The organism is Methylosinus sp. Sm6 (genome assembly GCF_019802345.1).
Taxonomy (GTDB): Bacteria; Pseudomonadota; Alphaproteobacteria; order Rhizobiales; family Beijerinckiaceae; genus Methylosinus.
In genome coordinates this window covers 101,193-123,783 of the sequence record NZ_JAINDZ010000002.1, presented here as the reverse complement: position 1 = coordinate 123,783, position 22,591 = coordinate 101,193, and the positions used below count along the sequence as shown (strand labels likewise).

Here is a 22,591-nt window from a genome sequence, read left to right as displayed (position 1 = left end):
ACACGGCGGGCCGTCTTTCACGCTTCACAATACATCATCGGCCCTGTGATCGGCTCGACCATTGTGGGATACAGGAGAGCCTTCAACAGATCGTCAGGGCTGCACGACGCGGGCAAATGCCCGATGCGTTCCAACAGGACATCCTTGAGCGCCTCCGTTGTCGGCCAGCGCAACATTGGGCGTTGAGGATCGGCCGCACGATGGCCGCTCACTCTGTCGTAGAAGGTTTCGACCAGCCTGTCTTTCATTTCAACAGACGCGCCGAGCCCGACAGTGGTAATTGATGAATGTACGACGATCCAGGCGTAATCATAGTCGAGGCCGCTATCGAGGCTCAGGTGAATTACGCGGGGAATGACAACGCCCTCGGCTTTTCCCATGCATCGGAATTGCGCGGGGGTCAGTCCGTCGATGATCACACTGGCTATGTTCCCACATCTTTTTGGATGAAGCGGCACGTTTTTCAGCTTCGCGAGTTCCATGGTGTAATTCTGAATAACCTCGAAAGCCCTCGGCCTGAAGTGCTGTGCATCGTCGTTTGAAGCTGCCTTCATAAACATATACCTCAAAGAGCATGGGTAGCCGTCGAATATTCTGCGACAAAATTATCTGATACGTTTTATTAAACAGTTAATTGCGCTGCAATGAAGCCAGTGCGTTATTGCCATTACAGTGCATATTTTATATATTTCAGCCAAAGCAGTGAAAAAGACTGTTTCGGAGGTCTTGAAACCTCTACAGGCGAGCCGTTCACATCAGCTCGAAAATCCGATGTGCCTCTCGACCAACCGGTTGGGGAGGCGGCGGAATACAACAGCGCGTGAGCGTAAATACGCTGCACCGTCCTGTACGGTTTCAAGCTCCCCGATCTCCAGAGAATCCTTCTCTGGAGATCGTTTGCATTAGGGAGAGAGACATGACCAACAAAAAAAGCGGGCCGCTCAGGGATGCTCTGGAAGATACAGCAAACTCTGCGGAAACGCTCGTCGAAGAACTGCGTATGATGGCCGCAGGTGAAGGAGAATATAGCCGCTTCCTTTATGTATCGCCTTTGGTCAAGGGTATCTGGCATGCGGCCGCCGACTGGATCGAAAGCGCGAATAATCGTCGCCTGCATTAGGAACAAAATTTCCAAATGGTGACTTTTGACGTCGCTATCCTCTTATCCCCTTTTTCAAAAGGCATGATCAGCACGCCGGCGGCGTTCGAAAAAATACTGCTTTCCTGCCTGGACTGATTGCTTTCCCGACAAATATCACGTCCTATCGGCATCGAATCGATAGCCGAGGGACAAAGCAATGGCCGATGCCGACGACAAGGCGCTTGTCGCGCAAATCCTGTCCTCGTACCTGTCCAACAATAGTGTCGCTCCAGCCGATCTGCCTTCGGTGATCGAAACCGTGAAGAAAGCCTTCGGCGGGAACGGAGATGCGTTCGCCGCGCCGCCTGCGGGCGAGGGAGCGGAGAAGCGCCAGCCCGCCGTGCCGATCAGGAAATCAGTCGCCGACGACGCCATCACCTGCCTCTGCTGCGGTGACAAGTTCAAATCGCTCAAGCGACATTTGCAGGCCGAGCACAAGCTCGCGCCGGACGAATACCGTGCCACCTTCGACCTGAAGAAGGACTATCCGCTCGTCGCGCCCGCCTATGCCGCGCAGCGCTCGGCCCTCGCCAAGTCGCTCGGCCTCGGCCGCAAGCCGGGTGTCAAAGCGCCCGTCGTAGCGAAGAAACCGATTGCCGGACGGCCCAGGAAGAAAACGGCGGCCAACGCCTGACATTCTTTCCGAGAGTTCGACATCGGAGGCTGCGCAGCCGTCGCCCTCATCGGGCTATGGCTTCGGGCGTATCCAGCCACGATTTTCCTGATGCCTGATCCATTCGAGCAAGACCGAGCGCCTCGCGCACAGCATCGAGCCGAGGCGGAATACCGGCAGGCGTGACGTTTCGGCGAGATGGTAGACCTTGCGGCGGTTGCCGGTCCGATATCGAACCGTGCGCCAGCCTGTCGGCGAGACATCCCGCCCCGAATCGCCTTCATCACCTTCTCGTGAAGAACCATCGACCGCGCCATGATCCGCTCCCGCCGCTCAGCGCTCCGCTTCAGATATGGGAATCTGCACCGTTTTATTGAATCGCCATGCGCGGACGATGCTCCAACGTTTTCGCGATAACAAAGGGGGCGCGGCATGTGCATCCGCTTTCCAATTGTGCCATATCGGTTCAATTAATTAGTGTTGCATTGTCCGCCCGTTGTAACTGGCCCTCCTTGAATTGCATTCCCATTGAGGCATTGCCATACATAAGCTTGTGTAAACCCGTTGAAGCAAGGAGCTTCTTCATACCATGTCTGTCCGTTAAGCATTTCCCCATTGGGGGTTTGGCATGATGCACCGCCTGCTGTCATATCCGTACAGACGGGATTGTTGTTGTCGATGCCGGTAAGAACCTTTCCTGTAGGGCAGCTTAAAGTGATCGCCGGAGCTGTTGAGCATTCAAAACCCGACGCCGTATAAGTTACAACTTGCCCTACCGCGCAATCTGGCAAGGCAAGCTTCATGACCTGCTGCCCCGTGCGGCAAATGGTGGAGGACTTCCCGGCCTCGTAGGTGATGGCGCACTCGGGGTCTCCGGTGGCGGGCCACTGGTCCGTGCCCCATTTAACAGGCGGAAAAATTGTTGTATTACTTGCTGCAAAGGCAGAGGAAGCCGCGATTATGCTGCAAAAGATCAAGGCAGATATGGAAATAAAACGCATAATTTAGACTCCTGCTACCTTGATAGCTATAGTATTATACATGTAACGATAGCAATTCGATATTAATACCGCATTAATTTCAATAAGTATATGACTTATATCAGTTTAAAGTTTGCTTTCAGTCTTATTCGATGCAAGTGTAATGGAACTTCTGCGAGGCGGTGGCGGCGGCTTCGATGCCGATCACCAGTGTTGTCGTGCTGGTCGATGTTATCCAGTAGCGTTTGCCCGCATCGCCGCCATAGGCCGTGATGGTGCAATAGGGGGCCGAGCCGAAGGCAGCGCTGAAGGTGATAGTGCAGGCGGTAGGGCTTCCCGTTCCGAAAGTCACCACCCCTCGCGTGTCGTTGCCGGTGATGCTGGGCGTGGTGCCACATGTGCCAACCGTTGGGGTTGAACCGCCGCCGACCTTGATCTTGCCAGTGCTGCGAACGCGGAATTGCTCGCTTGCCGCAGCACCTGCCCTCATGGTTTTGAACACAAGGTCAAAATCTTCGGAAGCGGCAGTCACGTCGGTCGTCACCGCTTCAATCGTCGCGCCGACTTCGTTGTTGGAGGCCGCCGTTTCAACCTCAAACTCCAACCCTGCGCCGATGCCCGCCGCCGGCGTGCCGGTGCTCGTGCTGGTCAGGCGTTCGAGATAAGTGACGGTACTCGTCGCGGCGCTGTCGAGCTGCGCATGCAACTGGCGATCCGGCGTTACTTGCCCGATGCCGACGTAGCCCGTATCCCGAAGGATAGTAAACGCACGTGCTATGGAGCTGGCATCATCAGCCTTCCTATCGATAAAAAAATTGGAGCCCGCATTCGAACCAGACTCAGCGGTATCGTTCACCCCGAACGTCCATCTTTCGGAAGTTCCTGTATTTAAGGAAATGAGACCGAATTGACCGGCATCTCTTGCGATTTCAAAGCGCGTCTGCGCCGCCGTTCGAGACAAACGGGCATTCCCGTCGACATGAAGCGCTTGCGTGGGCGAAGTCGTGCCGATCCCGACGTTGCCGATGCTGTCGATACGCATATATTCTGAATAAGCCGTGCCTCCGGTTCGTGATCCGAAAGCGATTGCCCCAGACGATGAGCCTGAACTTTCGGCAAAAGAAGCAATGTATGTAAAGGCATTTGTTGAGCCGCCAGATATACTTGAAAGACCGATATAAGCGGCTGATCCAAGTGTCGAATTTGAATTTCTTATGCGGATCACAGGATCAGACGACGTGTAGGGATAACCAACTGACGCTGATGAGCTGGCGTAAGTGGCGCTGCTCGATTGAGTGACATCTAGCGATTGTGACGGACTTGTGGTGCCAATTCCCAGCCGCTTATTCGTGTTGTCCCAATAAAAATTGCTGTCACCGGTGAAACTGCCTGAACCGTTGAACTGCACATAGCCGGTTGAGCCTGCGGCGGCGGAAGAGCCAACGGCGTCCCACGACGTGCCGTTACACAGAACAAGTTTGTTCTGTGTGTTGTCATAGGCAAGGTCGCCTTCCTGAAAGGTCGTGAAGTTCGAGGCGAAGAGATTACCAGCGCCGGACGTTGTCTTGAAGCGCAGCACGGGGTCGCTTGTCTGCGAAACGGCGGGGCTACTGCAAGCTGCTTTGGCAGACGAAGGCGCGATGAGGACAACCACGCACAAAAGGGCCAGCAATCGCCCCAGGATGCGCGCTGATAAGCGAACGGCGCTACGCGGGGGGGGGCTAAGAGGGCGAACGCATACATGAAAGCCTGAAAGGATAAAACCTGAGGGATGGCATAAGATAGCTGCCAGACCTGTTGTTGGGAATCCCCGATTCGTGGCTCCAGATGGTTCGCCTCTCAGTTCACGCCCTTGGCCGAGTCCAGCCACGATTTTCCTGATGCCTGATCCATTCGAGCAAGACTGAGCGTCTCGCGCACAGCATCGAGCCGAGGCGGAACACCGGCAGGCGTGACGTTTCGGCGAGATGGTAGACCTTGCGGCGTTCGCTGGCGTCGCCGAACAGGAATTCCGCGATCCTGTCGGCGCCGCGCAGCAGATCGCCGGACAATTCGTGCGGTGGGGGTGGAGTGGGTTGCATGTCGTCTCTCCTCGAGTTCGTGTTGTCTCGGAGAACCGACGGAACATGACGCTATCGCACTGCAAAAAAGTTCTTTCGCGGCTCTTGATTTCGTCGCCTTTTCTGCTCAGCCCTGCCGAGGAAACCGCGAAACTGCCGGAGCGATCATCGCCCGGTCAATGAATTTCATTCTTAATTGCAAATGGTTCCGACGCGCTCGGATGCGTTCCGGCACGTTTCTCTGGCGGGATAATGCTGGTGTATTCGCCGCCTTCGCGGCAGCCGCCCTTGAAGGGAAGAAGGCTCCTTTTTTGCCGTCGGGCATGATGCGGGCGCACCCCGGCCTTCCGGCCATTGCCTGCCGTTACCAACCCTTCACATTGCGCCCTCGCGTCCGCCTGGCTCACTGTCGATCCTCGAAAACAACAACAGCAAGGAGGATTTCATGGCCAATTTCGTCATTATCGGCAGACGGCTCATTCCCCGCGAGCATATCGCTTTCATCGAGCCTTACGACCCGAACGCCAATCCGCGCTTCCAGACGTCGCGGGACTTCAAGAGCCGCGTGGTGATGGTCAACCGCGACAGCATCCTGATCGAGGAGACCCCGCAGGCCTTCGCCGACGCGAAAGGCTTCCGCATGCTTCCCATCGACAAGGTGGCGACCAACCCCGCCGTGCATTTCCGCGTCGAGACCTTCGTGCCCGCCGAGGGCTTCACGCCCGCCAAAGCTTATGCCACGCGGCTTTTGTGGCGTGACCTCGATGGCAATGACCAGAGCCGCCTGTTGCTTAGCGAGCCGGAAACCGTTCTCGAGGTCGCCGTGACGGGGGCCGTGACGGGGGATGCGTCGCCGCCGGCAGCCACGCCCGTGACCACACGGCGCGGAACGCCGTCCAGGAAGACGCGGCAGACAAAGCAGCCGACGCCCAATCCGTGATGCGCTGAGACGCCGGAGACGAGGGGGCGCGTCTCCGGCCTGCGCTGGCGCGCCGGCCTCGTCCGCCGTTTCGTTGCAACGGCCTCCCTTTTCGCCCGGAACCTTTCCAACCACTCCCAGCCTTACCCATTGCCCGAATGTCGCGGATACCGCTCAATGTGTGAGCAACCGAACGACGATCTGCGCATGGCTGACCAACAATCTCACCCCCCCGATGCGGAACCGCCGCTTTCCGAGCGGATGGAGCGAGCGCTCGTGCTGATCGCGTGGCTCATCGAGACCGAGGGTGACGTTCACATCGGACTCTTCGAACGCGTCGAAGCCGAACTGCTGGAATTGAAGCGCAAGGATGGCGTGAAAGAACGCGCCCGCCGTCTTCTGGCCGATTACAGCAGCCGGGCGGGCGCTTCGAAGGCGATTTGCGACAGGAATTTGAGCTTGAGTTCCAGCGACGGGCCACGACCATATTTGGGCTTGTAGGTCTTATGGCCCATCAGGCTGTCGATCAGGCTGTCCGGCGCCTCGATCGCCACGAGCCGATCCTTGAAGCTGTGGCGCAGCGAATAGACGGTGTGGTCTTTCGTCGGGCGCAGGCCGTTCTCGGTCAGATATTTGTTGACGGTAGCCGACAGCGCCGTCGCCTTGTCGCGGTATTTCGGGAAGCCTTGCGGTCGCAGGCGCAGCGCCGCCAGCGCGACGCCGACCAGCGGAATGTCACGGGCGGAATCCTCGGTCTTGAGACGGCGGCCATCGGCCGCAACGCGCACATAGGGAATGGGCGCGTCGAGAAAGATCGTGCCGTCGCGCAGATTGACGACCTCCGACGGACGCAGGCCGGTCTCCATCATCACATAGAGCACGAGCTTTGCGTCCTCGTTCAGTTCGGCCAGCCCGCCGCCCGAGATCAGCCGATCCTGAATGAAGGCGGGATCGAAGGGCTGGCGCGACTTCTCGACCTCGCCGCGCAGCCGCAACCCTTTGAAAATATCGGGAAGGTTGAGCCTGCGCCGGGTGCTCATATCCTTGAGCATGCGGCTCAGTTGCCCGATATCCTTGTTTGCGCTCTTTGCTACGATGTCGTCTTCCAGCACCCGCTCGCGCCACCATTCGGCATAGGCGATGCCGTCGTTCTCCGTGACCTCCGTCACCGGCTTGTCGCCGACCACCTGCACGAATTGCGCGACGGCGCGCATGCGGCTGTTGCGCCAGATTCGCATCTGGTCCGGCGACATATCGCGAGTCTCGTCCTTGGTTGCCGCCTCATATTCCTCGAAGAGCCGCGACAGCCGGAAGGCCGTCGGCTTTTCCGTCCCGAGCAGTGCGGCGCGGGCGCCTGCGTCCTGCATCATTCCCTTTGTGACCAGCGCTTCCAGCCGTTCGAGGATTCGCTCGATCGGCAAGACGATCAGTTGGTCATTGGGCACATAGTCGAAGCCGAGCTCGCGGGCGCGGCGACGGGCCTCGTCGTAGCGGGACGAGCCGGATGTCGCGCCGTTCGCGGCCAGCGCCTTCCAGTGCTGTTCCAGCGCCGCGTTCAGCCTTTCGGCGACGCGGGCGGCTCGTCGACCGACCCGGTCGTCGGCGATCCGGATGCGGGTGGAATGACGGATAATGCCACGGCGATCGAGCGCCGCGAACTCGGCGGGAACGCGGCGGACGAAGTGCCAGACGGAGCCACGACGGGTGAGGAATTCAGGCATGGAGCGCGAGCGGTGTTGGACGAAATGTTGGACATTTTCGCTCAACAGCACCGCGTCAGGCACTGTAATGATAGGTATGTCCTTGAAATCTTGGACAAACTATCCAGTTCACTGGAGCGGGCGAAGGGATTCGAACCCTCGACCCCAACCTTGGCAAGGTGCCCCGGAGCCTTCGCTGCACCACGACGCGCTTCGCCCGTCTACGAAATATAACGATAAAACAATCAATTGTATGAACGCTAGGCCGCCGTGTCTACGCCCGAGGGGCCTCCGACTTGCTCCGAACTGCTTGGAATCGGCTCCGATCAGGGGTATGATCCGATCATTCTAAGCAGATTTGTAGCAGGTGATTGATATGGCTTTCGAAAAGCTCACAAAACGGATCGTCGACGCTCTCAAGGCTCCTAAACCTTCGAAGGTTGGGGTCAAGGTTCGGGAGCATTTCGTTTGGGATCGGGAGCTGCGCGGCTTCGGTGTCCAGGTCATGCCGTCGGGCCTCAAGAGTTTCGTCATCCATTACCGCACACCCGACGGCAGGCCGCGCCGCGCGGTCATCGGCCGGTTCGGTTTGATGACCGTCGAGGAAGCCCGCGATCTCGCGCACGAAAAACTGGTCGCGGTGTCCAAGGGACTCGACCCTTTCGCCGCAGAAGCGGAGGCCGAAGGACGCATCACCGTCGCAGAGGTCTGTGACTGGTATCTCGCCGAGGCCGAAGCCGGCCGCATCCTCGGCCGGCGCCGGCGGCCGATCAAATCTTCCACCTTGGCGATGGACCGCAGCCGGATCGACTCCCACATCAAGCCCTTGCTCGGACGACGACAGGTCGGCGCGCTGAAGCTCGGAGATATCGAAGCCGCCCAGGCCGATATCGCCGCCGGGAAGACCGCGAAGGCGCGCAAGGGCAGCCGCGGCGGCGCGACCACCGGGGGCGAAGGGGTGGCCGCCCGAACACTGTCGACGCTGCACGCGATCTTCGAACATGCGGTGCGCGTCGGCAAAATCCCGAGCAATCCCGCCAAGGGCGTTCGCCGGCTCGCCAGCGCGCCCCGTGAACGGCGGCTAAGCCGCGCCGAGATCGAGCGTCTCGGCAAGACGCTACGCGCCGCCGCCGAGGACGGCGAGCATCCGACCGCACTGGCCGCCATCCGCTTCCTTTTGATGACAGGCTTCCGCCGCATGGAAGGACTCGGAGTCGAGCGCTGCTGGCTCGACGAGGAAGAGGGCGCGATCCGATTTCCCGACACGAAGAGCGGCGCGCAGACCCGTGTGATCGGACAGGCCGCCATCGACCTGCTCCTCGCTCGGCCGGAAACAAAGTCGCCGTTCTTCTTTCCTGCCGACTGGGGGGAGGGACATTTCATCGGGGTCGTCCGAGTGCTCGACCGCATCTGCGATCGTGCTCGCCTCGTCGACGTCACGCCGCACACGCTGCGCCACACATTCGCGAGTCTCGCCGGCGACCTCGGTTTTTCCGAACTGACCATCGCCGCGCTGTTGGGACATGCCTCGCGGGGCGTGACCCAGCGCTATATTCATATCGACGAAGCTCTGCGGATGGCGGCGGATCGCGTCGCCGACGAGATGGCCGACATCCTCGATGGGCGGGCGACGACCTCGCGCCAGCGTCGACGCGGGGCGCGGCAATCGCAGGAATCCCCGGAAGCCGCCGACACGACGCCGCAGGCGGCGCCTTAGCCGCGCTGTCGTCGCGCGATGAACTGGGCCAAGTGAGGGTCTGAATCGATACGGCGACGGACAATAGTGCTCGTGCGTCCTCCAGCGTCGCATGGGGGCCTCATGAAGGTGCCGGTAGAGGGTGGCGCGCGCCCGACGCCGAGCACCTTGGCGAACGACGCCACGGAAATCAGCAGAACACGCAGCATGACGCGCACCTTCAACCAGATCGTCGTCGGGTAGGACGGTAGGACCTTGCGCCTGCCGCCCTTCCGGTCACGCGCCGACGCGGCCTTCAACCCGGATCGCCGGGCCGAGGCACCGGAACCCCACGCCGCGCCTGCCGAGGTCCTCCAGCGCCAGAACAAGTTGTTCCAGCGACCCGACCGGCTGGTCGAGCTTACACACCACCGACACCTCAACCTTGCGGGCCTGGTCGAGCAGTCAAGTAAGCTCGGGCTTGTCCTCGTTCGCCCCTGATGCCTTCCCCGCGAAGAAATTCTCGCACGCGGTGACCTCGAGAGCGCCGAACTGCAAGGCAACGTCCTGGTCGGCGGTCGCGACGCGGAAAACGTATGCCACGCGGTATTTCGAGACAAAACAATTAGGGAGGGGTTTTGGAATACTTGCTCGAGGCTATTCACGGCCCATCGACGCTTCCGGCCGGACTGTTTCGAAAAGACATGTGGCGCTGGCGGTTACGACGACTTGTCGGAGATTTCCGCCGCCGAGCGAGCCTATGATGTGCCGGAAGACTTTTCCGGAATTCCGGACGTGGCTCGGGATGAATCGTCCATGAAAGATGGACACTTTGTCACACGGCTATGTGCTTTCCTTCTCGGATAGGAGGTCGATCCAAATGCAAAGAGATCTTGGCCCAGGATCAAAGGCAGTCCGGCTAACTTGCCGCAAGCGTGTGACAGCGACGACGGAATTCTGGTTCGATCCGGTTAGTCCGCCGCCTTCAGGGAGATTTCCCCTTTTCGTTCTTCCATATTGACGCCGTCCGCCTTGCAACCTGCATCACGAGCTACCGAGAAGATCATGACAAATGTCCCGGATTATGAGTTTTCTTTCGGAAAGGACCGGCACCTGAAGGGGTGGGGATGGCGTGGACTGCTGGCGCTTGCATTCCTTCTGACAGCAACAGTTTCGGTATTTTGCGTGGGAGGCCCTGCAATCTGGCGTATAATTACGCTGCTAATAAGCAAATCAGGGCAACGGATGTTGCCCTGATTTGTGGGGTCAGGATATCCCAACATTTCTCAGGGCTTCTATTAACCACCTGGAACGCATTGGCAATAGACGCTGGTACGAATTGCTCTTCAAAGCCGCTACGATCCGGCCACATCATGTTGAAACGGGATGGCTTCGCTGCACGTAGAACAGCACTCGCCCTGCCGGAAGAATTTGGTCGAAACAGTCGAAGTCCCGGACATTTCGCGTCAGAACCGTCCATCCGCGTTCGAGCGCCTGGAGATAGAGGGTCGCGTCGTTCAACAAAAGCATCCGTTCGCCTCGCTCGAAACGCAGGAGACGCGCGACCAGACCCGCCAGCATCCCTGCTTCTCCCATCGCGGTCTCCGACGGCGATGAGATGCGATGGCCGGGAATATCCTCGATCGTCTGTCGGATTTCTCGCAGCACATCTTTTGTGCCGACATGAGCGGGATCCAGACGGCCGAACAGGTGCGTCATCTCCGCCAAGCAAATGGTGGAGTGGTTGACGATCCGCGCCTGGAGCAGTTCGTCGACGCTCGCCGGCGTGCGCCCTTGCAGGACGTCTATGTAGACGCAGGTATCGAGCAGCAACTCGGCGCCCGCGGAAACCGGCGATTCGACGACCGGGAGGGCATCGAACGGGCGTAACGGGAGCGCGTCCGCCTTGCGCTGCGGCTTGATCCGCCGCAGCGCGCGAGAGAGATCAAAGCTCAAGGTCGATATCTCGGGCAATCCGGCCCTTGCGACGGACAAGCTTTGTTCCGAAGTCGTCCTCGAGCGCCACTTTCGCCAGCGCATATTCGAGCAGTTCGGTGTCCGAGGCTATGCCAGACTTCTTCTTCGCGGCCGCCACGAGGTCGCGACGAATCCGCCCGCCGATTCGGCCGTTCTCGCCGCCCAGCAGGCCGAGCTCTCGCGCAGTATCCATGACCGCGCGCCGCCTGATGCTCGACTGAACCGGGATATCGGACGCTTCGTGGATCGGCTTCGGCATTGCGAGTCTCCTCGTTAAACGAAATAGAGATTTTGGCCAACGGTTGCAACGTCCATGAACCGGGGGGCGAAATCCTAAAGCGGCGTCTGACCTCCCCCTGCTCAGTTGGGGCGCAGCCCATCCGCGCCGCATGGACGAAGCACGGCTCCTCATGCACAGTGGCGGCATGCGTTTCATTGCCGGAGGTCCCGATATTCCCGAAGAGCTCCTTGTCGCACGCGACAAGGGCGATGTGATTTTCTTCTGCGGGGCTGGCGTGTCCCAGGCGTATGCACACCTGCCGAACTTCGAGCGCCTCGGCCGGCATGTCATCCGAATTCTCGGCGCCGCGCTCGACAGTCCGGCCCGGAGGCTTCTCGACAAGGCGCTCGAAATGGGGCGGATGGCGGGCGTGGGCGGGCTTCTCGCCACGGATCGGGTGTTCGGCTTGCTCGAACGGGAGTTCGATGTACATGACGTTCGCCAAGCGGTCGCCGAATCGATCCGCCCCCCAGACGACTATGGATTGGACGCGCACCGTATCCTGCTCGATTTGGCGACGTCGCGCGCAGGTGTGACCCAGATAGTCACGACCAATTTCGATCTCTTGTTCGAAGAGTGCCTGCCGGACCTGCCGCGCTGGGGACCGCCCCGGCTACCGGATCCCCGCAATCCCCGAGAGTTTCACGGCATCGTCCACCTCCATGGCCGCGTCGACAACGACTATGTCGGGCCGTTCGACGACGAGTTCGTAGTATCCAGCGCCGATTTCGGGCGCGCCTACCTGTCAGATGGCTGGGCGACGCGCTTCATCCAGTCGCTGCTCAGTCGGTACCAGATCGTGTTCGTCGGCTACTCCGCCGATGATCCGCCGATTCAGTATCTGCTCGAGGCGCTCAACCTGCATTCCGGGACATCGGCGCGCCTTTTCGCGTTTCAGGAGGGCGATGCAGGCGAAGCCGCCGCGCTGTGGGAGCATCGCGGCGTACGGGCCATAGCGTTCGACAACAGCAGCGGCTACGCTCCGCTCTGGGATACTCTGTCCGCATGGGCTGCGCGCGCCCGCGATGTGGACGGCTGGCACGACAAGCTGATCGCGCGCGCCGCCGCCGGACCCGCGGCGACCGACACGCATTTCCGCGGGGTCATCGCGAAGATGCTGGCGACCCCTGAAGGCGCACACCGTATAGCCACTGCGACGGAAACGCTCGACAGCCGCTGGCTGCTGGCGCTCGATCCTGTGCAGCGCTATGCGACGTCCGGCCGGGTCGAGCCCTATGACGACACGACGGAGATGTTCTTTCCCTTCGACGCTCTCGGCTTGGATTGCGACACGCCGCCGGAGCCGTTGAATCCGGATGACCCGTTTCACCACCACCCACTCCCGGAAGGCGTGTTCGATCCTTTTGCGAGAAACTTCCTCGACGACGAGGACGGCGGACAGGCGGGAGACGGCGTGCTGCGTGGCCCGAACGTATCCGCGCTGGCGCCGATGCCCCCGAGGCTCGCCAATCTCGGCGTCTGGATCCAGCGTGTCGCGCATGAGCCGGTAGCGCTCTGGTGGGCCGCCCACCAGCAAGGACTGCACCCGCAAATCCAGCAGCATATCCAATCCGCTTTGCGCTATTCTCCCGACCGCTTCCCCGACGCGATCCGAAAGGGTTGGCAGTGGCTGTTTTCCGCCTGGTCTGACCGCCGCGACGATCCGGACATGATTCGCTACGATCTGGAAGCGCGCGGCCGACGCGATGGCTGGTCGGCGTCGCTCGTTCGCGACGTAGCTGCCATGTACAAGCCACAGCTGAAGGTGGAGCGCGCGTTTGGCGTTCGCCATCCTTTCCATTGGCAAGCGCCGATCCCCGACGACATAATCCGCGTGCGTGTCGACTATCCTCGCCCGCATGTGGCCGTGGCGATCTCCGACGCCTACGTGCTCTATGCCGTCAGCCAGTTCCGCGGAAATCTCGAGTTGGCGATCGCACTCGAGCATGAGATCAGCGGCCACAATGATCTCTACCTGCAGACGACCCGAGCCAATGATGACGGTCCGGGCCTGGACGAGAGCAGCTACGGGCTGACCGGCCCGATGATCTTCTTCCAGAAGCTGATGACGCGTTTCGCCGAGCTCGACCGGGATGGCGCGCGCGCAGAGGTCTCCCGTTGGCCTGTCGCCGACGAGCATGTCTTCGCGCGCCTCCGAATCTGGGCGGCCGGTCGGCGCGATCTGCTCGACGGCCCCGAAGCCGCGTCGGTGTTCCTCGGCCTGCCGGAGCAAGTCTTCTGGGGATCGCAGCACGAGCGCGATGTGCTGTATGCGCTGCGCGACCGCTGGCCCGATTTTTCGGTCACGGAGCATGAGCGTCTCGAGGCGCGCTTGCGCGAGGGCTCGTTTCCTTGGTCCGACGACGTTCGCGGCGGCCCCACCCGCGCTGCGGCATTCGAACGTCTCAACCGACTCTTCTGGTTGTCGGGGCAGGGAGTGGCGTTCGGGTTTGATCTGGACGCAGAGATGACTGCGCTGCGCAAGCTCGCGCCTGAATGGACGCGCGCCGCGGGCGCCGATGCCGCAGCGTCGAACGCGCCCGAAGTGTCTAGCATCGGCACTGATGACACGCCCGACTCGCTCATGGATCTGCCGATCTCGGAGATCCTTCCCCGCGTGCGCGAGGCCGGCCGGATGGATATCCGCGACCGCGTCCAACGCGCGCCGTTTTCGGGTCTGGTCAAGCGCAGCCCCGTCTGCGCCCTCATGGCGCTCGCCCATGCGGCCCGATGTGGAGAGGCGCCTCGTCACCCATGGGCCGACTTTCTTCGCCTGGAAGCGCGCGACGCCAATCGTCCACGGATGATCCGCGCGATTGCGGCGAGGCTGTGCCGTCTACCGATCGGTCAGTTCCGTGAAATTGCCTATCCGGTCGCCGATTGGATGGAGCGCAATGCCGCGTGGCTCTTCGGAGACGCCGCCGATGCGCTGGCCCCGCTGTGGAACCGGATGATCGAGGCGCTGATGATAGGATCGACCAATGCGCCCCATCGACCGGATCGCAGCTGGGCCGACGACGCGTTGAACGCGCCGGTTGGTAGGCTGGTCAATTTGCTGATGAAGGATCCTGCGAAGAACGGCCTCGAAAACGGCGCCGGCTACCCTCCTGTGTGGCGCGGCCGCCTCGACGATTTGCTGGGCTTGCCGGGCGATCTGCGACGACAGGCGCTGGTGCTGATCGCGTTCCATGTCGCATGGCTATATAATATCGATCCAAATTGGACCGAAACGGCGGTTCTTCCTGCCGTCGAGGACGAGAGCGACGATGGCGACGCCTTCTGGGGCGGCTTCCTCTGGGCGGCGCGCATTCCTAGCCGGGAACTCTTTGTTCGACTGAAGCCTTGTCTGATGGCAAGGACGTTGCAGCCCCCCGTCCGCGAAGCCCATGACAGCACCCTTGCGGCGATGTTGCTCGCCGGCTGGGGCGGCGACGCTGACGCCGACAAGCCCGAACGGTTGATCAGCGATCTCGAGCTTCGGGAGGTGCTGATCCATTCTGACAATCAGCTGCGGCGCCAGGTGCTCAGAACTCTCGAGCGCTGGTCGAGCGGCAGCCAGGGCCGTTGGCGAGAGCGCGTCATTCCATTCCTTTCAGAAGTGTGGCCAAAACAGCGCGCGCTGAAAATCCCCGAAATTTCCGTGCGGCTGGCGGAATTCGCGATGGCGAGCGGCGATCTGATGCCTGAGGTGGTGGCGCTAGTCCTTCCGCGTCTTGTGCCCGTGCGCGATGGCAGCTTCATCACCATGGCGATCAACAGCGAAGATCCGGACTTTTCGGCGCGCCGGCATCCGCGTGCGATGCTTGATTTGCTCGAGGCGGTCCTGCCCGAGGATTCCCGAGGGTGGCCTTACAACTTCGAGAAGGTGCTGGATATCCTCGTGCAGGCTCCCGAGACCAGCGTCGACCCTCGCCTCGCCGATTTGCGGCGGAGGCGGGAGCGGTAGTTTCAACCGGACGTCGGGCGCGGTGACAACAATGATGGCGCGGCCGCCTATCTCGATGGAATCTCTCGAGTGCCGCGCCTATCCCATCATCGGCGTATGCTTTCAGGTCAAGTCGAGATGCTGCGCCTATGTCTGGCTGAGTTACGCAAATCCGCGGACGCTTATGACCAGTGTTCTGGGCTTCGCCCATCCGGCTGATTGGAAGTCTCCGCTCCGACGATTGGAACTCATCGGAAGACGCGAACGGACAGAACCCTCGAGGGGAAAGCCTTCCCTACGGCTGGGCATCGGTCTCGGTCGACCTTAGTCCCTTCTGAGGAGCGGACCGCCCCGCTGAAAGTGAGAGTGCGGACCGTGTTCCGTGACGGGTCGAGGGCTGGAGGAGAGGTCTCCGGCGCCCGTCATGGAGACATCCCATGACCCAGGTGGAAATTCTGGATGCGGCTCGCAATTGCACTGGCGGCTACAAGGTGGACGCGCATCGAGGCGAACGAATCGGCCGCGTGTCCTCGGAATGGTTTTCTCGGCCGGCCGACGAGCGTTATCTGTCCCTGTCGGACCTCTACGCGGCGGTGCGTGGCCGAACCGAGCGTAGCCGGACCCGAACCGTGGAGAGCGCGGCGATCCGGGTGGAAGCCGACCGCGGCAACGCGGAGCGCCTCACTCTGACATTGCCCGGCTCAGACGCGCCTGTGACGCCGACGCATTGGAGCTTCGGCCAGCTCGCGAGCCTGGTCGGCGCGCCGGCCTCCTACCTCCGCCAGCTCCCGGCGCCTCTCGCTGGCATTAACCTCCAATACGGCTTGACTTCGAATCGTGCCGAGCAGGTCAAGACGTTGGAGCTCGAAGATGGCCGCGTCGAGCTGCGCGCCGTCACCGGCCCCGACTATGGCCGCATCTACGACCACGAACTCGTCGAGGCCGTGCAGCGCATTGCGGGAAACGGCACGGGCGATACGCGCTGGAAGGTGCCGGGCGTGCTCGACTGGTCGACCGGCGTCTACCATCCGCGCGTCGATATCACGCAAGACTCCACGACCCTCTACGCCTCGGACCGGGACGTCTTCCTATTCCTGGTCGACGATCTCAATCCGATCGAGGCCGGTCGGCTGCCGGACGGCTCGCCAGACCTCTTTTTCCGCGGCTTTTACTGCTGGAATTCCGAGGTCGGCGCCAAGACGCTGGGCATGGCGAGCTTCTATCTCCGCGCGGTCTGCCAAAACAGAAATCTCTGGGGCGTCGAAGATTTCGAGGAGATCACCATCCGTCACTCGAAATACGCCGCGTCCCGCTTCGCGCATGAGGCGGCTCCGGCGCTGACCCGATTCGCCGATTCCTCGCCCATGCCATTCGTGAACGGCATCAAGGCGGCGCGGGAGAAAATCGTCGCGCGCACCGACGAGGACCGAGACGAGTTCCTGCGACGGCGCGGCTTTTCCAAGAAGGAGACTGCGAAGATCATCGAAACGGTGTTGGCCGAAGAAGGCCGCAAGCCTGAGAGCATCTTCGATTTCGTGCAGGGCATCACCGCCGTCGCGCGGAATAAGACTCACCAAGACGCCCGTCTCGATCTGGAGGCGCGCGCCAAGAAGCTTCTCGATCGCGCAGCTTGAATTCCGGAAAGCCGGAGACGCGGAAATCCGTATCTCCGGCTTCGTGCATTTCCGCATTTGCTGATCGTCGATTCCGCGGCGTCGTCCTCAAAGTGAGAGGGCGGCGCCGTGCTTCGTGACGGTTCAGGCCGAGAGAGAGGCTTTCGGCCGCCCGTCACGGAGTTTATCCCAATGGCCACTGCTGCTCAGAAGATCACACTGTCGTCCTCGCGCGACATCCCTTTCAACAAGCTCGTCCTCTCCCAGGCGAATATCCGGCGCGTGAAGGCCGGCGTCTCGATCGAGGAACTCGCCGAGGACATCGCTCGGCGCACACTGCTCCAGAGCCTGAACGTCCGCCCCGTGCTCGACGCCGATGGCGCCGAGACCGGCATGTTCGAAATTCCCGCGGGCGGTCGCCGCTATCGAGCGCTCGAGCTTTTGGTCAAACAGAAGCGGCTCGCCAAAACGGCGCCCGTCCCCTGCGTCGTCCGGGATCCCGCGAGCGACATCCTCGCGGAAGACGACTCGCTCGCCGAGAACGTCCAGCGCGCGCCACTGCATCCGCTCGATCAGTTCCGCGCCTTTCAAGCGATGCGCGCCAAGGGAAAGTCCGAGGAGGATATCGCGGCCGCCTTCTTCATCGGCGTCAATGTCGTGAAGCAGCGCCTGCGGCTGACCAGCGTGTCGGAGAAGCTCCTCGACATCTATGCCGAAGACGGAATGTCGCTGGAGCAGTTGATGGCCTTCACCGTCTCGTCGGACCATGCTCGCCAGGAGCAGGTCTGGGCGGCGCTGGAAAAGTCGTGGTCGAAGGAACCTTACCAGATCCGGCGCATGCTGACGGAAAAAGCCGTGCGCGCCGCCGACCGGCGAGCCGTCTTCGTCGGCCTCGACGCTTATGAATCGGCGGGCGGAATCGTCATGCGCGACCTGTTTCAGCACGACGACGGCGGCTGGATGGAAAATGTCGTATTGCTCGACAGCCTCGTCATCGAGAAGTTGAAGGCGGCGGCCGAAGCGGTCGCTGCCGAGGGCTGGAAATGGATCGAGGTCGCGGTCTCGTTTCCATTCGGACATACGAATGGGCTGAGAGAACTCGTCGGCGCGTCCACCGAGTTGACCGACGACGAACAGGCGACGATCGATTCGCTCGAGGCCGAACATGAGAGCCTGGAGACCGAATATGAAAAAGTCGACGAACTGCCGGGCGCCGACGGCCTCCACTTCGTGGCGAACTCGGGCGTCGAGCGGGCTCCACCTGAAGCGGAAACGAAGGCCGGCCGCAGGGGAAGGGGCCGGCCCGCGCATCTCACATCGGCTCGGAACCGGTCATTCAGGAGCCGGAGACGCCAGCGTTCCAAATCTTCCCGCTAGCCGGAATCGTCTCGTGACAGGAATATGGGCTGACCTTGTTTTCCGCTATCCAGCGCTTCTCCGCGACGGATTCGAAGGGAGGCGGAATCTGGCCTTGAATCGACCAGAGATCGGCGGGAAGCTCGTCAACAGTGACCTCCCAGTCGAATCCGCGGTCCTTGACCCAAGGGGCGATAAAACTATCGATGGTCTGAACCCACCAGCTTCTCACCACGGCGCCGTTCGCTGTTCGGGCCATCTGGTCGATTTTGAACCGCACGAACTTCGGGTGCGGCTTGCCGGCAACGAAAATGTTATTCGCGGCCACCTCTTCGAAGATGACCACGACATAGAAGGCCGGAATCGGAACCGTGCCGTACGCTTCGGTGATCTTCGCCACGAACTCCGCCTTGTCGGCGTCCGAATATGCTCCGACCGGGGTGTAAACTTTCCATAGCGGCATTGTGCTTTCTCCCTCGATGTTATGGCTGCCCCTGCGTCTTCCGGGCAGGCGTCAGCCGGATTGGACCGGTCCCCAGGGCGGGGAGCCAGCCGGAACGACGGTGACCAGCTTGCGATTGACGAACTCACCGAAGCCCAATTCCGACAGCTCGCGGCCATAGCCCGAGCGCTTGACGCCGCCAAATGGCAGCTCGGGGGTCGTCCAGGCCGGCTGGTTCACGAAGACCATTCCGCTCTCGATCCGATCGGCGACCGCGCGGCCGCGCACCGTATCGCCGGTGAAGACCGAGCCTCCGAGACCGAATGGGCTGGCGTTGGCGAGGGCGATCGCCTCCTCCTCGGTGTCGACGACGAAAAGGGACGCGACGGGACCGAACAGCTCCTGCGCATAAATCGGATTTTCGGAGGTTATGTCCGTCAGGACCGTCGCTTGCAAATAGAAGCCCGGCCGGTCGATGCGTTCGCCGCCGACCACGACTTTGGCGCCACCCTTCTTGGCCGCGCTGATCTGGTCGAGCAGAAGGTTCAATGCGCGTTCAGAGGACACCGGCCCGAGCCCTGTGTCTTCCGCGGTCGGCTCGCCGACTTTCAGTTCCGCCAGGCCGCTGACAAAGGCCTCCTGGAACGCCTGTCCTCGCGCCCGGCCGACCACGATGATGCGCTTGGACGACACGCAGCTCTGGCCCGTGTTGAACATCCGACCGAAGATGGCGCTCGCGACCGTGGACAGGAGCGGCGCATCCTCGAGGACGATGAGCGGGTCGCTGCCGCCCAGTTCGGCGATGACCTTTTTCAGATTGCGTCCGGCCCGCTCGGCGACGGCGGCGCCGGCGCGCTCGCTGCCGGTGATGGTCACCCCGACGATGCGGGGGTCGTCGATCAGGCGCCCGACCTGCTCGATGCTGGCGAAGAGGTTAGTGAAAACGCCCGCAGGCGCTCCGGCATCGCGCATCAGCCGCTCGAACGCCAGCGCGCATTGCGGCACGTTTTCGGCGTGTTTGAGCAGCACGACATTGCCCGCGGCGAGTTGCGGGCCGACCACGCGAGCCACCTGATAGTAGGGAAAGTTCCACGGCTCGATCGCCAGGATCGCTCCGATCGGGCGGGTCTCGAGCACGCTGTCGGGGAAGCCGGAGAAGGTCTTCGGCCTCGAGAATTCCTCGGCGTGGCTGGCGTAGTAGTCGAGGATCGCCGCAGAGAGCTGGACCTCCGCCCGAGCCGCTCCCGAAAGCTTGCCCATCTCGAGGGTGACGTAGCCGGCATACTCATCCACTCGCTCCCGCAGCAGCGCAGCTGCTTTCGAAAGGATCTGAGCGCGCTCCGCGACCGGGCGATCGCGCCAGTCCGTCTGGTAGGCCCGTTGAGCGGTGGCGACGGCCGCTTCGAGCGCCGCTTCGGAGATATCGGCGAAGGACTTCAAAAGCGCTCCCGACGCCGGGTTCACAGTTTCGTAGGCCATGCGTTCCTCCGTCATTGTGATCGAGCCACGATGGTTCTTGCAGCGCTTGTTCGTCCGTCTCGTCGCGGAGCTTAGGCGTTCGCTTCGTCGTCGATAACGTCGAACTGTGCCAATCTAGGCGTTCGAACGTGCCAGGGGCCGCGCCGGGGAACTCGGCGGCGCCGGTCGATTTGGCGTGTCCCGTCGAGCCTCTGATCGACCTGCCCACGTCGGGGCACCCGTTGCGCGGCGGCGGAAGAGGTGGTCAATTCGCGCCAAAGTCCGAACGAGGAGGAGGGATCGTTGAAAGCGATCAAGATCGTGCATCCGCTGCCGGACGACCACGACGCTCCAACGCAAAGCCTGCTTGGATTGAGCGCGCTCGCCGCGGAATTGGGCGCGCAGGGCGTCTCCGTCGAAGAGCTTTTCGCGCGGACGGGCATCCAGCCTTGGCAGCTGGAGGACCCAAAAGCGCGCATGTCGCACCGCCAGCGGCTGGCCATTTACGCCAATGCCCGCCGGCTGGCGACGCGACCGGAGATCGGCCTGCTCGCCGGCGCGCGTCAGCGGTTGAGCGACTATGGCATCTACGGTTACGCCATGGTCAGCAGCGCGACCTTCGGCCAGGCGCTGCTGCTTTCCGTCGAACATGTGACCATGGCGGGGCCGGCGGTGAGGCAGATCAGCTTCAGCATCGAAAACAACACCGCCATTCTGCGGAGCCACGGCGTGGAGGCGCTCGGCGACTTGCTGCCCTTCGCCGCCGAGTTCTGGCGCCGCTCGATGACGTCGCTGTTCAGCCACGTCCTGGGAGCGCCCTTTCCGACCGAGCGCATGATTTTCACCTTCCCGCGGCCGCATTATTGGCGGCTCTATGAGCGGATGTTCAATTGCTCGGTCGAGTTCGGCGGCGAGACCATGGAGTGGCGTTTCGACCCCGCCGTCCTCGATCGAGCCTGCCCGAACGCCAATCCGATCACCGCGCAGGTGTGCCAGCAATTCTGCGATCGGGTGTTGACCGAGACGACCGGCGGCGCCGATTTGGCGCGACAGATCCGCATCGTCTGCCTCAACAGCTCGCAGCAATTTCCGCCCGCCCGCGAGATCGCGGACAAGTTGGGCCTTTCATTGCGCACCCTGCATCGGCGGCTCTCGGAGAGCGGCGTGTCGTATCAGGGAATCATCGACGACCTGCGCCGCTCGATCGCCACCGAATATCTGGAGAACACGAGGCTGCAGATCGAAGAGGTCGCCGAACGCGTGGGCTTCGCGGATGCGACGAGCTTCCGCAAGGCCTTCAAGAAGTGGACGGGACATGCGCCGAGCGTCTATCGCGGCGGCCTGCAGGAGGGCCCCGATGGGACCCTCTCCAACGCCGAATAGAGGCCAGGAAGCCTCGCGCTCGGCGTGATCTGACCCGTTATCATCCCCTGCGCGAACGATGGTCGCGAGGGCCGGACGAGCAGGGAATATGAAAGCTCGATGCTCGGTCTGACTGGCAGTTTCGAATACGAAAATTGGCAGAGTCGGACATGGCCGGTCCACCGGTTCGCCGGCACACTCCCTCCCAGCGACACAGCGAGGCGAAGCGCGAGCGTTCCAGTCAGCGGCGACGCGACTGTGGCGCACAGGGAGACAGGGAATGACGTCGACCGCCGTCCAGGACTCCCGAACGCCCGCGGCCGACGCGCCCGTCCAATGGACGCTCGACGGCGCAGTCGCCGTGGTGATGATGACCAAGCCGCCGCACAACCTTCTCGACGACGCCATGCTCGAAGCGCTCGTCGCCGCCTATCGGGCGGCGGTCGAGGCCGGCGCGCGCGCCATCCTGCTGCGCAGCGCCCTGCGCCACTTCTGCGCGGGCGCGGAGGTCGAGACCTTCGGCGTCACGACGGTCATACACACCGACCCCGTCAAATTCGCAGCCTTCATGGAGGGTCTGGAGAACGTCCCGGTCCCGACCATCGCCGCTCTGAACGGCGGCGTGTTGGGAGGCGGCCTGGAGATCGCGCTGACCTGCGACATGATCTTGGCCGCGGACTCCGCCTTCATGGGCCAAGTCGAGGTCGCGGTCGGCCTTCACCCGATGCTCGGCGGCACTCAGCGCCTGGTGCAGCGGGCGGGCGTCGCGCGCGCCAAGGAGATCGCGATGCTCGGCCGCCGCCACTCACCGCAGGCCTTCGAGAGGTGGGGCGTCATCAATCTGGTCGTTCCCGAAGCGGAGCTCGCCGCCGTCTCCCTGACCTGGGCCCGACAGCTCGCCGCGGGCCCGACGCGGATTCTCGCCGGCGTCAAGATGCTGGCCCATGAATCCGCGCGCGCGGGCGTCGCCGCGGCCGACCGGCGCCAAGTCGAGATCAACGAGATGATCTGGGCAACCGAGGATCGGAAACGCGGGATCGAGGCGTTCCTGAAGACTGGGCCGGGCACGGCCGTCTACCGGGGAACCTGA

At 62.0% G+C, this 22,591-nt stretch carries 18 protein-coding genes and 2 pseudogenes; 9 read left to right on the top strand and 11 right to left on the bottom strand.

The window, feature by feature from the left end; translation table 11 throughout:
- Positions 1-17: 17 nt before the first annotated feature.
- Positions 18-482, bottom strand: a complete 465-nt coding sequence (locus K3F48_RS02420) for a hypothetical protein (RefSeq protein WP_222573809.1) — start codon at positions 480-482, stop codon at positions 18-20.
- Between the two features lie 434 nt (positions 483-916).
- Here K3F48_RS02420 and K3F48_RS02415 point away from each other — a divergent pair, with 434 nt between their 5' ends.
- Together K3F48_RS02415 and K3F48_RS02410 are read left to right on the top strand one after the other, a co-directional pair.
- Positions 917-1,120 carry a hypothetical protein gene (locus K3F48_RS02415; protein ID WP_222573808.1) on the top strand — a complete coding sequence of 68 codons (204 nt, stop codon included), beginning with the start codon at positions 917-919 and terminating at the stop codon, positions 1,118-1,120.
- 178 nt (positions 1,121-1,298) lie between these two features.
- Positions 1,299-1,775 (top strand): MucR family transcriptional regulator, encoded by a 477-nt coding sequence (locus K3F48_RS02410; RefSeq protein ID WP_222573807.1) that lies wholly within the window; start codon positions 1,299-1,301, stop codon positions 1,773-1,775.
- Positions 1,776-1,960: 185 nt separating this feature from the next.
- Here the strand turns inward: K3F48_RS02410 and K3F48_RS02405 are convergent.
- From K3F48_RS02405 to K3F48_RS02385, 5 genes and pseudogenes are all read right to left on the bottom strand, one after another.
- Positions 1,961-2,071, bottom strand: a pseudogene (locus tag K3F48_RS02405) (IS630 family transposase); the annotation flags it as partial.
- Positions 2,072-2,224: 153 nt separating this feature from the next.
- Entirely contained in the window at positions 2,225-2,755 is a 531-nt protein-coding gene (locus tag K3F48_RS02400; protein WP_222573806.1) for a hypothetical protein, read from the bottom strand.
- A 124-nt stretch (positions 2,756-2,879) separates the two neighbouring features.
- Positions 2,880-4,313 carry a hypothetical protein gene (locus K3F48_RS02395; RefSeq protein WP_222573805.1) on the bottom strand — a complete coding sequence of 478 codons (1,434 nt, stop codon included), beginning with the start codon at positions 4,311-4,313 and terminating at the stop codon, positions 2,880-2,882.
- Positions 4,314-4,578: 265 nt separating this feature from the next.
- On the bottom strand, positions 4,579-4,815 hold the full coding sequence (locus K3F48_RS02390; RefSeq protein ID WP_222573804.1) for a DNA-binding protein: 237 nt from the start codon (positions 4,813-4,815) through the stop codon (positions 4,579-4,581).
- A 155-nt stretch (positions 4,816-4,970) separates the two neighbouring features.
- On the bottom strand, positions 4,971-5,201 hold the full coding sequence (locus K3F48_RS02385; RefSeq protein WP_222573803.1) for a hypothetical protein: 231 nt from the start codon (positions 5,199-5,201) through the stop codon (positions 4,971-4,973).
- 38 nt (positions 5,202-5,239) lie between these two features.
- On the opposite strand from K3F48_RS02385, the gene K3F48_RS02380 reads away from it, so the two are divergent.
- Positions 5,240-5,734 carry a hypothetical protein gene (locus K3F48_RS02380; protein WP_222573802.1) on the top strand — a complete coding sequence of 165 codons (495 nt, stop codon included), beginning with the start codon at positions 5,240-5,242 and terminating at the stop codon, positions 5,732-5,734.
- A gap of 386 nt (positions 5,735-6,120) precedes the next feature.
- On the opposite strand, the gene K3F48_RS02375 is transcribed toward K3F48_RS02380, so the two are convergent.
- A complete protein-coding gene (locus K3F48_RS02375) occupies positions 6,121-7,434 on the bottom strand; it encodes a tyrosine-type recombinase/integrase (protein ID WP_222573801.1) in 1,314 nt (437 codons plus the stop codon).
- 355 nt (positions 7,435-7,789) lie between these two features.
- Here K3F48_RS02375 and K3F48_RS02370 point away from each other — a divergent pair, with 355 nt between their 5' ends.
- Positions 7,790-9,130: a site-specific integrase gene (locus tag K3F48_RS02370; RefSeq protein WP_222573800.1), complete on the top strand. Its 1,341-nt coding sequence runs from the start codon at positions 7,790-7,792 to the stop codon at positions 9,128-9,130.
- Positions 9,131-10,459: 1,329 nt separating this feature from the next.
- Here the strand turns inward: K3F48_RS02370 and K3F48_RS02365 are convergent.
- Positions 10,460-11,044, bottom strand: a complete 585-nt coding sequence (locus K3F48_RS02365) for a type II toxin-antitoxin system VapC family toxin (protein WP_222573799.1) — start codon at positions 11,042-11,044, stop codon at positions 10,460-10,462.
- Positions 11,034-11,324, bottom strand: coding sequence for a hypothetical protein (locus K3F48_RS02360; RefSeq protein WP_222573798.1), 291 nt, complete (start codon positions 11,322-11,324; stop codon positions 11,034-11,036). Before K3F48_RS02360 ends, K3F48_RS02365 begins: the two co-directional genes overlap by 11 nt.
- A gap of 130 nt (positions 11,325-11,454) precedes the next feature.
- On the opposite strand from K3F48_RS02360, the gene K3F48_RS02355 reads away from it, so the two are divergent.
- The 3 genes and pseudogenes from K3F48_RS02355 to K3F48_RS02345 form a co-directional block, all read left to right on the top strand.
- Positions 11,455-15,291: an SIR2 family protein gene (locus tag K3F48_RS02355; protein WP_222573797.1), complete on the top strand. Its 3,837-nt coding sequence runs from the start codon at positions 11,455-11,457 to the stop codon at positions 15,289-15,291.
- Between the two features lie 416 nt (positions 15,292-15,707).
- Positions 15,708-16,904, top strand: a complete 1,197-nt coding sequence (locus K3F48_RS02350) for a DUF932 domain-containing protein (protein ID WP_222573796.1) — start codon at positions 15,708-15,710, stop codon at positions 16,902-16,904.
- 171 nt (positions 16,905-17,075) lie between these two features.
- Positions 17,076-18,092 (top strand): annotated as a pseudogene (locus K3F48_RS02345) (ParB/RepB/Spo0J family partition protein); the annotation flags it as partial.
- A 127-nt stretch (positions 18,093-18,219) separates the two neighbouring features.
- Here K3F48_RS02345 and K3F48_RS02340 read toward each other — a convergent pair.
- The gene (locus K3F48_RS02340; protein WP_222573795.1) at positions 18,220-18,702 is read right to left on the bottom strand and encodes a tautomerase family protein; all 483 of its coding nucleotides are present in this window, start codon (positions 18,700-18,702) and stop codon (positions 18,220-18,222) included.
- Between the two features lie 51 nt (positions 18,703-18,753).
- The gene (locus tag K3F48_RS02335; RefSeq protein ID WP_222573794.1) at positions 18,754-20,160 is read right to left on the bottom strand and encodes an NAD-dependent succinate-semialdehyde dehydrogenase; all 1,407 of its coding nucleotides are present in this window, start codon (positions 20,158-20,160) and stop codon (positions 18,754-18,756) included.
- A 282-nt stretch (positions 20,161-20,442) separates the two neighbouring features.
- On the opposite strand from K3F48_RS02335, the gene K3F48_RS02330 reads away from it, so the two are divergent.
- Together K3F48_RS02330 and K3F48_RS02325 are read left to right on the top strand one after the other, a co-directional pair.
- On the top strand, positions 20,443-21,522 hold the full coding sequence (locus K3F48_RS02330; protein WP_222573793.1) for an AraC family transcriptional regulator: 1,080 nt from the start codon (positions 20,443-20,445) through the stop codon (positions 21,520-21,522).
- A gap of 259 nt (positions 21,523-21,781) precedes the next feature.
- On the top strand, positions 21,782-22,591 hold the full coding sequence (locus K3F48_RS02325) for an enoyl-CoA hydratase/isomerase family protein (RefSeq protein WP_222573792.1): 810 nt from the start codon (positions 21,782-21,784) through the stop codon (positions 22,589-22,591).

Bases quoted from the DNA above. Each gene is read 5' to 3' on its own strand.
- K3F48_RS02420 (WP_222573809.1), bottom strand. From the start codon at position 482: ATGGAACTCGCGAAGCTGAAAAACGTGCCGCTTCATCCAAAAAGATGT.
- K3F48_RS02415 (WP_222573808.1), top strand. From the start codon at position 917: ATGACCAACAAAAAAAGCGGGCCGCTCAGGGATGCTCTGGAAGATACA.
- K3F48_RS02410 (WP_222573807.1), top strand. From the start codon at position 1,299: ATGGCCGATGCCGACGACAAGGCGCTTGTCGCGCAAATCCTGTCCTCG.
- K3F48_RS02400 (WP_222573806.1), bottom strand. From the start codon at position 2,755: ATGCGTTTTATTTCCATATCTGCCTTGATCTTTTGCAGCATAATCGCG.
- K3F48_RS02390 (WP_222573804.1), bottom strand. From the start codon at position 4,815: ATGCAACCCACTCCACCCCCACCGCACGAATTGTCCGGCGATCTGCTG.
- K3F48_RS02380 (WP_222573802.1), top strand. From the start codon at position 5,240: ATGGCCAATTTCGTCATTATCGGCAGACGGCTCATTCCCCGCGAGCAT.
- K3F48_RS02375 (WP_222573801.1), bottom strand. From the start codon at position 7,434: ATGCCTGAATTCCTCACCCGTCGTGGCTCCGTCTGGCACTTCGTCCGC.
- K3F48_RS02370 (WP_222573800.1), top strand. From the start codon at position 7,790: ATGGCTTTCGAAAAGCTCACAAAACGGATCGTCGACGCTCTCAAGGCT.
- K3F48_RS02360 (WP_222573798.1), bottom strand. From the start codon at position 11,324: ATGCCGAAGCCGATCCACGAAGCGTCCGATATCCCGGTTCAGTCGAGC.
- K3F48_RS02355 (WP_222573797.1), top strand. From the start codon at position 11,455: ATGGACGAAGCACGGCTCCTCATGCACAGTGGCGGCATGCGTTTCATT.
- K3F48_RS02350 (WP_222573796.1), top strand. From the start codon at position 15,708: ATGACCCAGGTGGAAATTCTGGATGCGGCTCGCAATTGCACTGGCGGC.
- K3F48_RS02340 (WP_222573795.1), bottom strand. From the start codon at position 18,702: ATGCCGCTATGGAAAGTTTACACCCCGGTCGGAGCATATTCGGACGCC.
- K3F48_RS02335 (WP_222573794.1), bottom strand. From the start codon at position 20,160: ATGGCCTACGAAACTGTGAACCCGGCGTCGGGAGCGCTTTTGAAGTCC.
- K3F48_RS02325 (WP_222573792.1), top strand. From the start codon at position 21,782: ATGACGTCGACCGCCGTCCAGGACTCCCGAACGCCCGCGGCCGACGCG.